Origin of the sequence: Spiroplasma endosymbiont of Seladonia tumulorum (assembly GCF_964020235.1) — a bacterium.
Lineage (GTDB): Bacteria > Bacillota_I > Bacilli_A > Mycoplasmatales > Mycoplasmataceae > Spiroplasma.
Genome location: NZ_OZ026545.1, coordinates 1,616,056 through 1,630,268, shown reverse-complemented (window position 1 = coordinate 1,630,268; position 14,213 = coordinate 1,616,056). Strand labels below are relative to the sequence as shown.

Sequence of the window (14,213 nt, the reverse complement as noted above, 5' to 3'; positions counted from 1 at the left end):
TAACAGAATGTTTCCTTTTTATGTTTTTAACTTGTGTTTCGTGACCTCATTCTAAACTTTTTTTCACCTTTTAAATTATATGTTTTAATTCATAAATAAATGGTATTTCGTGAAATATTATATTCCTTTTAAAGTAATTTTACTGTTTTTCCACTTTTTCATATAAAAAGAACATCTTTTTAATAAAGTTTTAATATAATTTTTATTTTTTATGTCTACTTTATTTTAGATGTTCACTTTTTTACTTTACTAAATTAATAATTAACAAATTGATAATACATCAACATATTCCAAGTTATGTGCTTCCGCAACTGGGGCAAAAACAAGTTTACCTTCAACTGTCTGAACTCCTTTTCGAATTGGCGGATGTGTTTTGCATAATGTTTTAAAATCAGTATTCGCAATTGCTAGAGCATATTGGATTGTGGCATTTGTTAAAGCAATCGTACTTGTTCTTGGGACTGACCCTGGCATATTTGCTACTGAGTAATGAATGACATCATGCATAATGAAAGTTGGATTATCATGGGTTGTTGCCTTAGTAATTGTTTCAACACTACCACCTTGGTCAATAGCAACATCAATAATAATACTATTTTTTTTCATTTTTTTGACCATTTCTTCCGTTACTAATTTTGGTGCTGATGCTCCTGGGATTAAAACCGTTGAAATAACAACATCACTTGCTAAAACTGATTTTTCAATATTAGCATGGTTAGATTTTAAAATATGGACTTATTTGCCAAACAAGTGATACAATTGTCGAATTCTATTTTCATTAAATTCAATTAATGTAACATCACAGCCAATGCTTGCTGTCATATTTGCTGCAGCTGTTCCGGCAACACCACCACCAATAACAGTAACCTTCGCTCGTTCTGTTCCAGGTGTTCCATTCATTAATAAACCACTACCACCAGTTGTTTTAAACATAAAATACATTGCATTAGCAACTGCTAACCTTCCAGCAACTTCACTCATTAATCTTAACAATGGCAATGAATTATCTTTAAGTTGAATTGTTTCATAAGCAATTGATGTTACTTTTGCATCAAGTAATGCTTTAGTTAATGCTTTATCTGAAGCCAAATGAAAGTATGTAAAAATAATTTGCCCTTCATAAAAATATTTATATTCACTTTCTAATGGTTCCTTCACTTTAATAATCATTTCCTTTGTTCAAACTTCGGTCGGATTATCTAAAATAATAGCTCCTGCTTTTTTGTAATCATCATCAGTAAAACCGCTACCAAGACCAGCATTTTTTTCAACATAAACTTCATGCTTATGTTTTACTAGTTCAATCACGCCGCTTGGTGTTACCCTAACACGATTTTCTTGTGCTTTAATTTCTTTTGGAATTCCTATTTTCATATTTTTGTTTCCTTTCCTAATGACTTATTCATTAAATCATTATAAAATTGTCGTTTGTCATAATATGATAGTAAATAATCATCAAGTTGATTAACTAATTTTTCATTTCACTGATCATAACTTTCAAGTGAAAATATTGTCTTTCTTGTTGCTAATTTATTAGTATCTGGTTTTTTTCTAATTTTTAAATAAGATAGTAATAACATAATAGATACATAAAAAACAACAATAACTGCTAATCATTTTAAATAATTAGTAAAAACAGATGGCTTAACATCTAATCCAACTTCAATGCCAACAAAAACTGTTAAAAAAGCTAATACTACACCAAGAGCCCCCCTAGCATTAAACCAAAACCTGTTTTTGGCTGATATTTATTATTATAAGAATATGCCGCAACTGGAAAAGCTGACCCTGATGCTAATGTTATAATTGGAAAAGCAACTTTAATATCCATTCCTAATAATGCAATTGTCGCTAACGCCGGAGCATATAACCCTATTCCGAATGCTTGTAAACCACCATAAACCATAAATAAAAGAAAGGCAAGCCCTAATTGTCATCCTTCTAAACCAGTTTTATTTCCACTTGGTAAAACATCTAATTGTGTTAAAATCAATAAAATCGCAACAATTGCTAGCACAATGGCCATCGTTAAACTAATATGTTTGGCACTAACTCTTTTTGTTAATTCAGCACCAACAAAACTTCTTAAAATTGCACCAACAACTAGTAATACTAACGTTAATACTTCAACATTAATTGCCGCAACAAAAATGGTTCCAGCAATTAAGTTTGGTATCCCTAACCCAATATTTAGTGTTCCTGGTAATAATGAATCATTTTTAATAATCTTTGTTGCTTTTAATCCTGCCGTTGCAACCGCAAAACTACCAACTCCAATTGTATATAAAAATGACCCAACAAGACCAATTGCAGTTATTTTAAAAATATTTTTTTCACGATCCATATAAGTTTTTTTAATAACTTTTAACATTAAAATAAAATAACCAATAATAACTATTAAGGTTATTAAAACAATAATAAAAGCAATTAAATATTCTTTTTTTTTTGTTAAATCAAAACTTTCACTTCTTGTTTTTGGAAAATAAAGTAAATAATTAATTAATAACGTACCAATAATTAATAGTAGTAAACTAATAATGCTTATTAAGACTAAAGTTTTAGTACTAATTGGTTTTTTGGTTTTTAACTTTTCCTCTTTTAGAGCTTGTAACATTGTTGCTTGCTCTTGACTTATTTTTTTCTTTAAACTTTTGATTTCACTATTTAATTTTATAAGTTCTGCTGAAACTTCTATTTTATGTGCTTTTTTAAAAGCAATATTTTTTTCAAATGTAAGCATACATAAATCAGCTATTTTTAGTATATCTTGTTTTAATTCCATCATTTTGGATTTATATAAATTTTTTAATATTTTTAAATTAGTTTGATATTCTTCTGTAGTTATTTTTTTATTCTTTTTTAACCTGGTTAAATCTGTTAAATGATTTTTAAAATCTTTTTTTAAGGTTTCTAATAGTGTACTAAAATAATATAAATCAGTAACAAAATTATCCAAATTATCTTCTTGTGTTAATATTTGATGTTGAATACTATTTAAATCCTCTTTCATTCTTTACCTCTGTGCCTAAAATAGTTAATATCTTCTATTGTTTTAGACTTGATTATATCACATTTTTCTTCCTTAAAATGATGGTTGTATTAAATTTTATTATTTTATAAGCTATTAATAAACAGTTTGATTAATTGTTTTTTCTTAATTTAATTATTACTCAAATTTTGAGAAAAATATTTTTTTTTAAAAAAATTCTAATTGTTATTTAACCCTTATTCTTATTAACTTTACGATAATAAAAACCTTTTTTCTTAATTATACTTCCTACAAAGTGTAATTTTTAGAAAAAAAGGTTTAAATAATTCCTATGAATTTATTTACTAATTGTTGTACCAGCTTTACCAGCTAATGCTGCTTTAGCTTGTGCTAATTCAACAATGATTGCTATTTTTTGCAATCCAGAACTAGCAAACTTCATTGCAGCTTGTACTTTTGGTAACATACTACCTGGCGCAAATTGATTTTCTGTAATATATTTTTCCGCTGCAGTTAAAGTTAAAACATCTAATGCTTTTTGGTTAGGTTTTCCATAGTTGATTGCAACTTTTGCTACCGCTGTTAAAATCATCAATTTATCAGCTTTAATTAATTCTGCTAACTTTGCACTAGCAAAATCTTTATCAATAACAGCAGGAACTCCTTGATAAGCAGTTCCTGTTTTCACAATGATAATACCTCCACCACCAACGGTAATTACAATATGTCCTTGCTTAATTAAATCTTCGATAATTTCTTTTTCAACAATATCAATTGGTTGTGGTAATGCAATTACTCGGCGTCATCCCCGTCCAGCATCTTCCTTAACAGTAAAGCCATTTTTTTCAGCTAATGCTTTTGCCTCTGCTTCAGGATAAAATGCGCCAATTGGCTTTGTTGGATTATTAAAAGCAGGATCTTTCTGGTCAACTTCAACTTGTGTTAAAATTGTTACAACATTTTTCTTAATTTTACGTTTATTTAATTCATTTAAAATTGCATTTTGCAAATGATAGCCAATATAGGCTTGTGACATTGCTCCACATTCGGGAAATGGCATCATTGGAATTTTATTATTAACATGGGCTGCTTCATCAAAAGCATTGTTAATCATTCCAACTTGTGGTCCATTCCCGTGCGCAATAATTAATTCATCACTATTTTCAACAATGTCGACCATTGCCTTCGCAGTATCTTTTACAATTTCGTGTTGTTCACTGGGGGAATTTCCTAATGCGTTTCCTCCTAACGCAACAACTATTCTTGCCATAATTTACATATCCTTTCTCTTAAAATGAAAACTTGCTTACTCAATTGGCATTGAGAATCAAGGAGTAGTGTTTGAAATTGGTAATAAAGTTCCAATTCCTAACAAGATGATTGTTGCAACAATAATTCCAACAATTAATGGTCATGATGCTTTTATAAAACTACCATAAGGAACTTTTAAAATTGATAATGCTGCCATTAAAATTGCACTTGTTGGTGAAATTAAATTAATAATTCCACTTGCGAATTAAAAGGCAGTAATTGTTCCTGATGTTAAACCTGTTGCTACCCCATTAGCAACAGGACCCAAAATTGGGAAAACAGTTTGGGCAAATCCTGAACTAGATGGAATTACAAATGAGATAATTAGGAAGAAGAAGGCTACCATAATAAAGCCTGTTTTCCTAATGTTGACATTGGTGTAGATAATCCACTAACTAATTTGTTTTGCATTCCAGTATTTGTCATAATAAACCTAATCCCAGCTGCAAGGGCAATAACCAAGCAAACAGATAGAATATCAGCTGAACCACTAATAAAACTATTAACGTATTTTTCTTCTCCTTTTCAATTAATTGATGCAATAAAGAATAATGCTGAAATTTCCATAAATGATCATTGCCCTAATGGAGCAAAGAAATTAGCAATAAATGGGGCATGCTCACTAACTAATTTTGTAAAATTAACAAAGACAGGAATTCCAAATTTATCCCATTTAATTAATGAAAAAATCATTAAGACAAAACTAATCATAAAAATCGCCATAATTGCTTTTCGTTTACCATTGTATGCTGGTAAATCATCAACAATTGCAAATTCTGCTTCATAAAAATCTTTTTTATCAAATAATGGTGATTTCCCTGGTGTACGACGAACACGTAACGCATATCAAACAACAAATAAAATTCCAGCTGCTGTCAATAATAATCATGACACGGCTCTTCAAATAATTCCTGTTGTTGATGTTAAATCAGGCACAACAACAACAACAACTTGTATAACAAATGGATTTAATGTTGAACCAATACAACCAATTCCAGCACCAAATAAAATTGCCATTACCGGTGTTAACACATCAAAACCAGCAGCTAATAAAACAGGAATAATAACTGGGTATAAAGCGATTGTTTCTTCCCCCATTCCATAAGTTGTACCACCAATTGAAAATAAAAACATTACAATTGGAATAATTCAAATTTCACGGCCTTTCTTTTTTGCTACTAAACGCCCAATCCCAGCATCTAATGCTTTTGATTCAATAACGATGCCTAAGAAACCTCCTAAAACTAAAATAAAGACAATAACATCAACTTTACTTTTAAATCCTTGCATCGGAGCTAAAAATAAGTCAAAAATTCCGGCAGGTCCACCATTGTGAAGTTCACCATCAGCATCTTTTCATGAACCAGTTGTTCCTGGAATTCAAGAGACAATAATAATTAAGAGCGTAATTCCTAATAAAATTGTAAATGCTGTCGGCAATTTAAATTTAAACTTTTTTTTCTTTTTTACATCCATTTTTGCACCCCCTTTAACCTTTCATAATTAATAACCTAGCCACGAATTGTTGCTAGCATTACTGCTTTAATAGTATGTAAACGATTTTCTGCTTCTTCAAAAACACGTGAATATTTTGATTGGAAAACTTCATCAGTAACTTCTAATTCGCCAGTTCCACCAAATTGTTTAATCACTTGTTGCGCAGTATCCGTATTTCCATCATGGAAACTTGGTAAACAATGTAAAAAGATAGCATCTTCTTTTGTTTGTTTCATTTTTTCCATTGTTACTTGATATGGTGTTAAATCCTTAATTCTTTTTCCTCAAACAGCAGGATCTTCTCCCATTGATACTCAAACATTAGTGGCAATTGCATCAGCATCTTTTGCCGCTGTTTTATGGTCTTCAGTTAACGTAATTGACCCACCATGTTCTTTTGCAATTGCTTGTACTTTTTTCAATAATTCTGCATTTGGTCATAAATCCTTTGGCGCACAAGCAACAAAATGCATTCCTAATTTAGCACTAACAACCATATAACTATTTGCCATATTAAAACGAGAATCACCAAAATAAACAAATTTTAGCCCTTTCATATTGCGTTGTCCTTTTTCTTCTTGCAATGTTAAAATATCAGCTAACATTTGCGTTGGGTGAAATTCATCAGTTAATCCATTTCATACTGGAACACCTGAATATTTTGTTAATGCTTCAACATCAGTTTGTTTAAACCCACGAAATTGAATTCCATCAAACATTCTTCCTAATACTTTTGCAGTATCCTCAATTGATTCTTTTTTCCCCATTTGACTACCACTTGGTCCTAAATAAACAGGGTGCATTCCTAAATCAAATGCTCCGACTTCAAAAGCACATCTTGTTCGTGTTGAATCTTTTGCAAATAATAAAGTAACAGATTTTTCAGCTAATGGTTTTTGCTCAGTTCCAGCATATTTTGCTTCTTTCAATTGTCTTGCTAAATCTAATAAATAATAGATTTCTCTTTGCGTGAAATCTAATAAAGTTAGAAAACTTCTTCCTTTTAAATTTACAGCCATATTATTTTTTCTCTCCTTTTAAAATATAATATTAAGATTTTAGATATCCTCTCTTCAAATTGGCATTGACATACAACGAGGTCCCCCACGTCCACGTGATAATTCAGCTGAATCAATAATGTGCACTTTAACACCAGCTTGTTTTAAAATTTCAATTGTAATTTGATTTCTTGAATAGGCAATCACTTCACCAGGACGAATTGTAATAACATTTGTCTCATCATTTCTTTGTTCTCTTGCCTGTGCAATTGGATCTTCTCCATCACATTTAAAAATTTGAACTGGCTTACCAACTTCTTCTGATAAATAATCTTTAATTGTTTCTTTAATTTCTTTAACTCCATTTTTTGTAATTTCAAAAATTTTAAACTCACCCATTGCTTCAAAAATTAATGGGTGTGCGATAAATTTATCATAATCAATATTAGTAAAAACAGTATCTAAATGCATAAAAGCACGATTTTTTGTTTTTAAATCTAATGCAATAACTTTTTCATAACTAACTGAATTATTTTCAATTAGATTTTTTGCTACTATTTTAATAACTTTCATTGAGATGTCCTTTGTAAAACACCAATAATTAATGTTTTTGCATTTAAAACTAAAATGTCTCCACCTTCTAAAGTTTCTTTTTCATTACGATCATATTAAAAATTAATTTTTCCTTTAAAACGGGGGTGATGTCTTAAAACAACATCAGAAAATAATGTTTCACGATTTCTAGTAACCGTAAACATTTTATGAATAGTTGCTCCATTTCCAATTGATGCAAATGGATCACGTTTGAATAAAATATTTGGCATTGGATCAACCGCTAGCGGATAATTATCTGTAATTTCTACTCCTAACTCGTATTTTGTTACCCATGCTATCATTTTATTAACAAGATCTTGATTATCTAATTTGCCTAAATAAGTACGTAACTTACTAATGTATTCTTCTTTTGCACCAGATTCTTTTAAAAACTGTTCTAGTAATTCTTGCCGCATTTTTGAATCAGTGTCTAAAACTTCAGCGACTAATTTTTCAATATACAACACCTCAACACCTAAGTTCCTAAAAGTTTGCACAAAAAAGTCATGTTCTTTTTGTGCAACTGCTAAATCTTGTGTATCATCAAACAATAATCGTTCCAATAAATCTGGTGATAAGTTAGCTAATTCATCACCAGGGCGATGTAACAATACTGTTTTTAAATTACCTATTTCTGAATAAACATTAATACCATATTTTTCTGTCATGTTACTTGTCCTCTTTCTCTTTTTACGTCCATTTTTATTAAAATCCTTTAATAAAAATTAAAGATAAACATGCAAAACTAAAAAAATGCAAATTGCTGTTAAATACACAGAATACCTATCAAATTGTAATGTCCTTTAATGCCATTAAAATAAATATACTTAAAATTGATTATGCTATCCTTTTATCAAATATATTTAAGCAATACACTTTTCGATATTGCATAAATAAAAATGCCATTGTTTACTTTTTTTATCCTTATACTTTTATATTATTCTTTTTAATTTTAAAAACAAGTCTTTAAAGTTTTTTATTATTTTTTTATTACTAGAAATAAAAAAACAATAAATTTTTATTGTTTTGCTGTATTAATGATATTTGTTGCAGTTAAGATATTAATTAATAAATCATGTAAGCATTGAATAATTTGAACTAAAGGAACGACTTTATTACGATATTCTGTTGTTTTTTCAGCAATTTTTAATCGTTTTCCCGGACTTAATGCAATGACAAAATTATGATATGCTTGGACCTCTTCAATAATTTTTTCTTTATTAAATTCTGGTAATTTAATTTTTCCATCATTATAATCTTTTTCAATTTGATCAATATTTGCTAATTGTCCTTTTAACTTTTCTTCTTCTTTTTCAGGAGAAAAATCAGTTAACATAATATCACGTTGTAAAAATAAACCTAATTGATTTACTAAATTTCAAATTTCCAAGGCATCATTAGCATTATTAATCTCTTTTAAACATTTATCAAGCGCTGGGTCAAGTTCTTTAATCTCATCATCATAAATTTTTGTTAACTCACCAATTTCTACTTTCATCATATTTACAAAAAGTTTATTTAAATCAACCGGACTAGTTTCTTTTGCACTAGTCATAAAATCATTTAAAAATCGTGGCAATGGAATAATTGCGTTAAATAATTTGCTTACTTCAATTAATGTTGTAACTTTTTTCTGATCAATTTCTTCTGGTTTTTTATCTTGTAAATATTCTGTTCTAATATCATCAAATAATGGTTTGATTTCTGTTTTCACAAAGTTAAATAAATCTTCAAAATTAGTTTTAAACTTTGCTCCTGCTAAAAAAGCTTCTATTTTTGGATTTTTTTCCGCTGTGTCTTTTGCATAGTCTGTTTCAAAAAGATTAATATATTTTGTTAAATAACTCATCATTCCTTTTTCAACATCTGTTCAGAAATTACTCTGTTCTGTCATTTTTTTCCCTCTATTCTTTTATAATTTTTATGTATTTCAATTTTACCGTAAAATAAGAATTATTTAAATTTAATTTATTTTTTCTTGACTTTCTTTAATTTTTTGGTGGTTAACTAATAAATTATTTAAATTAACAACGAATGTTATTAATAAAGCAATAATGATACTTAACACAATTAAATATAAAAGATAATATTCTAACCGACGAAAATCTTGAAAAAAAATATGGTACATAGTAGTTACTTGCTGGCATACTATAATTTCACAATTTTTCATCAATTGGAATTAATAATAAAACTCCTTCCCGAACAGCAATAAAAATAGTATAAAAAATTGGATGAAGATAAAACTTATATAACTTTTGTAAATAAAAATTTTTATAATTAATACATTCTTTTTCAACCACAATGCAAAAATAGATAATGAAAATCGCGGGACACAATCAATGCTGCACTGTTGTACTAATTCAATAAATTGCGAAGCTATACCAACTTGCAGTAAACTTTTCACCAGTAATGGCACCGATAACTGTCCCAAGTGTAAAAAAATAAAAATGTTAACAAGGCAGCAAAGACAATGTATAAAATAAAAAACTGGTTTGTTACAAAATGACAATTTTGTAATTTTGTAAAGTAAATTAATCCTCCGAAGGCAAATAATAAAATTAAAAAATCAGTTTGGACACTTCATCAACTAACAAAATATCACAAATAACTTAATCAATTTAATTGATAATAAATTAAACTATAAAAATAAGTTAAGAATAAAACAATAATTTCTAAGCTAAAAAGAATGCTACAAAACACTAAGTGTTTAATTCGTTCTGTTTTTTCCATCGTGCTCCTTTTGTTGATGATATTTATTGTATAAAACATTTTTACTAATTTTATATTTATTTGCAACAAAATCAATTGCTTGTTTAACGCGATAATTTTGCTTTGTAATTAATTGGTCAATTTCGGCAACTAAAATTTCATCTGCAATAATAGGAACTGGAAGATTCGCCGCCCCATCAACAACAAGGACATACTCACCAAAAGCAGCATTTTCTTCTTGTTGTAAAAACAAAAGCACTTCACTTAACTGTCCACGATATCATTGCTCATGAATTTTTGTAATTTCCTTACCAATGACAATTTTACGCTCACCAAAAACTGATTTAACTATTTTTAATGTTTCTAAAATTCGATGCGGTGCTTCATAAAAAATAATAGAATATGGAAATGATAGCAGTTGTTCTAACTCATTAATTTTTTTTGTTTTTGCTTTATTTAAAAAACCAAAAAATAAAAAATGGTGCGGATTAAGACCCGAACTAACAATGGCGTTTAAAGCAGCATTAGCACCACTAATCGGAATTACATCATAGGGATAATGTTCCAAAATATGGTTAACAGCATAATAACCTGGATCACTAATCAGTGGATAACCGGCATCACTAATAATTGCAATTGATAAGTTTTGTGCTAAATCATTTAGCATTTCTGTTAAGCGTTGCATTTCATTTTCTTTATTTAAAGAAATTAACTGTTTTTTACAATTAAAATAATTTAATAGTTTAATTGTGTTCCGCGTATCTTCACAATAAATTTTTTGAACATCATGTTTAATAACTTCAATTGCTCGTGGTGTCATTTCTTGCAAATTACCAATTGGAGTTGCAATTAAGTAAATTTTCGGATTATTACTTTTAAAACTATATTGTTTAATTTTATTTGCCATTATAAAGACTCATTAATTTATCAAAACTAGTTGCTTTTTTTAAATATTGCACCATAATTTGATAAACTCTTTCTAATAAATTATTATTAATAAGTTCTAACTGACTAGGAGAAAACTTTCCTAGTACTCAGTTTCGGGTTGGAATTTGGACATCCTTGCCAATTCCTAAACGAATCCGTAAAAAATTTTCGCTACCTAGTTTTTGAATTAAATCTTTAATTCCATTATGACCAGCACTTGAACCATTCTTTTTTAACTTAATAACATTGAAAGGAATATCTTTATCATCATAAATGACAATAATATCTTCTAATGTTAATTTATAAAATTGTTTAATTTGATAAACTGCAAATCCACTTAGATTCATAAAAGTCTGTGGTTGACAAAAAAGAACTTTCTCGTTGTTAATTGTTGTTTCTCATATTAAAGCATTAAAAGCATTTTTTGGCTTTGCTAAATTAAATTTATCTACCAACTTAGCAATGGCTAAAAAACCAATATTATGTCTTGTATAAGTATATTCATTACCTGGATTCCCCAAACCCACAATTAACTTCATTATCTCGCTCCTTTTTTAATTTAGCACTCGTTGATAAATCTGTTCAATATTTCGTAAAAAATAATTGTTATCAAATAATTTTTCTAATTTTGGTAAGGCTAAATATTTTGCTATATTATTATCAATCAAAACATTTTTAAAATCAATTTGCTGTTGTTGTGCTATTAAAGTACATTTTTGAATAAAATCATAAACTTCTTCACGTGAATAATTAGTTTCTTTTAAAATATTTGTTAAAACAACTTGACTAAAATAAATTTGATTGGCTTGTTGTAAATGTTCAATAATTTTCTCCGGACTAACAACCAAATTATTAATAACACCGATCATTCGTTTCAATAAATAAACTACTAAATGATATGTGTCGGGAATAATAATTCGTTCATTACTACTATGGGAAATATCACGTTCATGTCATAATAAGTTATTTTCAAATGTAACATTTATATTACTACGCACTAAACGAGCTAAACCAGCAATATTTTCCGCACTAATTGGATTTTTTTTATGTGGCATTGAAGATGAACCTTTTTGACTTTTGCTAAATCCTTCCGCAATTTCAGCCACTTCTGAACGTTGGAAATGGCGAAATTCAAGCGCCATTTTTTCTAACAAACTAGCAATTTGACTAAAACTTGTAAATAATGCAATATGATAATCACGTGATGTTACTTGCGTTGTAATTGGGTCAAGGTTTAGCCCTAATTGTTTTGCTACATATTCTTCAACTTGAACTTCAACATGCGCAAAATTACCAACTGAACCTGATATTTTTGCAACAGCAATTGCTGAACCTGCAGCATCAAACCGCGTAATATTACGCTCTAATTCAGCATATCAAAGTAAAAATTTTAATCCTAATGAGGTTGGTTCGGCGAACATTCCATGGGTACGACCCATAATTAATTGATTTTTATAAGTAAGAGCTTTTTCTTTTAACGCTTCTTTTAATTCAAGCATATATTTTTTAACAATATAGTTTGATTCTTTAATCAAATAATTTTGACTAGTATCAACAATATCAGTTGATGTTAAACCATAATGAATTCATTTTTTTTCTGGTCCCAATGTTTCTGATAACATTCGAGTAAAAGCAACAACATCATGCTTTGTTTCAGCTTCCAGTTCTAACATTCGTGGTAAGTTTACTGTTAAATTAGTTTTAATTTTTTCAATATCTGTTGTGGGAATTAATCCTAATTGTGTCCATCCTTCACAAACCAATAATTCTACTTTTGCTCAGGTATTATATTTATTTTCATCACTTCAAATTTTTCCAATTTCTGGAACAAAATAACGTTCAATCATTAAAAAATCTCCTTATTCATTAAAATAGTTTGTTCACGGTCAGGACCAACAGAAAATAAACTAATTGGAACACCAACGATTTCTTCTAACTTCATTAAATATTGTTGAGCATTATGTGGTAAATCTTCAAATGTTGTAACATTACTAATGTCCTCATCTCAGCCTGGCATTGTTATTAAAATTGGTTTACACATCTCATATTCTTTAATTGTACTTGGAACATAATCAATTTGTTGTCCTTGATATTCATAGCCAATACAAATTTTTAATTCCTTAATAGTAGTTAAAACATCTAATAACATAATTGCCATACTAGTATAACCACTAATTCGCAACGAATGTTTCATTAAAATACCATCAAATCATCCAATTCGGCGCGCACGCCTCGATACAGTCCCATATTCACGTCCTGTTTCACGAATATATGCTTCAACTTCGCCAAAAATTTCTGATGGAAATGGCCCGGTTCCAACACGAGTATTATATGTTTTAACAATTCCTAAAACATTATTAATATAACGCGGTGCAATCCCAACACCAACCGGAATTGAAGCTGCTGTTGGATTTGATGACGTAACAAAAGGATAAGTACCATGATCTAAGTCTAACATTACTCCTTGTGCGCCTTCAAACAAAACTTTTTGATGCGTATGAATTGCATTATCAACTAAAATTGAAGTATCAGTTACTAGTGTTTTAATTTGTTGAAATAACGCCAAATATTCTTTTCAAATTAATTTTGGGTCAAATCCTTCACTATTAAAAACTTTTGTTAAAACTTCATTTTTAAATTTTAAATTATTTTCTAATTTTTGTAAAAATCTTTTTTCATCAAATAAATCACCTAATCTAATCCCAATTCGTTCTGCTTTATCTTGATAACAAGGACCAATTCCTTTTTTTGTTGTTCCAATTGAATCTTTTTGGCGATACTCTTCTTGCAATTCATCAATTTTTATATGATATGGAAAAATTAAATGGGCACGATCACTAATTCGTAAATTTTTACAATCAAAACCATGTTCTTGTAAATAATTAATTTCACTAACTAATTTACGTAAATTAACAACACAACCATTCCCAATTACATTAATTGATTTTTTATTAAAAACACCAGAAGGAACAATACTTAACTTATATTTTGTTCCTTTAATGACAATTGTATGTCCAGCATTATCACCACCAGCTCAACGAACAATAACATCTGCTTGTTGAGCAAAATAATCAGTAATTTTGCCTTTTCCTTCATCACCCCACTGGCTCCCAACAATCGCTAGTGTTCGATAATTTGTACCACTCATAACTTATTTCCAACCTTTCTACGGTTTAATCTTAATATAA

The 14,213-nt window shown here is 28.9% G+C and carries 13 protein-coding genes and 2 pseudogenes; all 15 read right to left on the bottom strand.

Annotated elements, in window-relative coordinates; all coding sequences use genetic code 4:
• Nucleotides 1-261 precede the first annotated feature (261 nt).
• A pseudogene (gene ald, locus AACL22_RS10380) lies at nt 262-1,374 on the bottom strand (alanine dehydrogenase).
• A complete protein-coding gene (locus AACL22_RS10375) occupies nt 1,365-1,580 on the bottom strand; it encodes a hypothetical protein (protein WP_338991959.1) in 216 nt (71 codons plus the stop codon). The pseudogene ald and the gene AACL22_RS10375 overlap by 10 nt, the downstream one beginning before the upstream one ends.
• Nucleotides 1,581-1,696: 116 nt before the next feature.
• The gene (locus AACL22_RS10370) at nt 1,697-3,010 is read right to left on the bottom strand and encodes a hypothetical protein (RefSeq protein WP_338991957.1); all 1,314 of its coding nucleotides are present in this window, start codon (nt 3,008-3,010) and stop codon (nt 1,697-1,699) included.
• Between the two features lie 316 nt (nt 3,011-3,326).
• Nucleotides 3,327-4,259, bottom strand: coding sequence for a carbamate kinase (arcC, locus tag AACL22_RS10365; RefSeq protein WP_338991955.1), 933 nt, complete (start codon nt 4,257-4,259; stop codon nt 3,327-3,329).
• Nucleotides 4,260-4,295: 36 nt separating this feature from the next.
• Entirely contained in the window at nt 4,296-4,457 is a 162-nt protein-coding gene (locus AACL22_RS10360) for a hypothetical protein (protein ID WP_338991953.1), read from the bottom strand.
• A 48-nt stretch (nt 4,458-4,505) separates the two neighbouring features.
• Nucleotides 4,506-4,646, bottom strand: coding sequence for a hypothetical protein (locus tag AACL22_RS10355; RefSeq protein ID WP_338991952.1), 141 nt, complete (start codon nt 4,644-4,646; stop codon nt 4,506-4,508).
• A complete protein-coding gene (locus AACL22_RS10350; RefSeq protein ID WP_338991950.1) occupies nt 4,640-5,776 on the bottom strand; it encodes a YfcC family protein in 1,137 nt (378 codons plus the stop codon). The genes AACL22_RS10355 and AACL22_RS10350 overlap by 7 nt, the downstream gene beginning before the upstream one ends.
• Nucleotides 5,777-5,811: 35 nt before the next feature.
• On the bottom strand, nt 5,812-6,816 hold the full coding sequence (gene argF, locus AACL22_RS10345) for an ornithine carbamoyltransferase (protein ID WP_338991949.1): 1,005 nt from the start codon (nt 6,814-6,816) through the stop codon (nt 5,812-5,814).
• A 39-nt stretch (nt 6,817-6,855) separates the two neighbouring features.
• Nucleotides 6,856-8,057: pseudogene (locus tag AACL22_RS13910) on the bottom strand (arginine deiminase).
• Nucleotides 8,058-8,407: 350 nt separating this feature from the next.
• Complete coding sequence (locus AACL22_RS10330; RefSeq protein ID WP_338991946.1) at nt 8,408-9,283, bottom strand: hypothetical protein; 876 nt, start codon at nt 9,281-9,283, stop codon at nt 8,408-8,410.
• 69 nt (nt 9,284-9,352) lie between these two features.
• Nucleotides 9,353-9,559: a hypothetical protein gene (locus tag AACL22_RS10325; protein ID WP_338991944.1), complete on the bottom strand. Its 207-nt coding sequence runs from the start codon at nt 9,557-9,559 to the stop codon at nt 9,353-9,355.
• 537 nt (nt 9,560-10,096) lie between these two features.
• Nucleotides 10,097-11,005 (bottom strand): 16S rRNA (cytidine(1402)-2'-O)-methyltransferase, encoded by a 909-nt coding sequence (gene rsmI, locus AACL22_RS10320; RefSeq protein WP_338991942.1) that lies wholly within the window; start codon nt 11,003-11,005, stop codon nt 10,097-10,099.
• On the bottom strand, nt 10,995-11,564 hold the full coding sequence (pth, locus tag AACL22_RS10315) for an aminoacyl-tRNA hydrolase (protein ID WP_338991940.1): 570 nt from the start codon (nt 11,562-11,564) through the stop codon (nt 10,995-10,997). Before pth ends, rsmI begins: the two co-directional genes overlap by 11 nt.
• A gap of 15 nt (nt 11,565-11,579) precedes the next feature.
• Nucleotides 11,580-12,872, bottom strand: a complete 1,293-nt coding sequence (gene purB / locus AACL22_RS10310; RefSeq protein ID WP_338991938.1) for an adenylosuccinate lyase — start codon at nt 12,870-12,872, stop codon at nt 11,580-11,582.
• Nucleotides 12,872-14,173 (bottom strand): adenylosuccinate synthase, encoded by a 1,302-nt coding sequence (locus AACL22_RS10305; RefSeq protein ID WP_338991936.1) that lies wholly within the window; start codon nt 14,171-14,173, stop codon nt 12,872-12,874. The genes purB and AACL22_RS10305 overlap by 1 nt, the downstream gene beginning before the upstream one ends.
• Between the last annotated feature and the right edge of the window lie 40 nt (nt 14,174-14,213).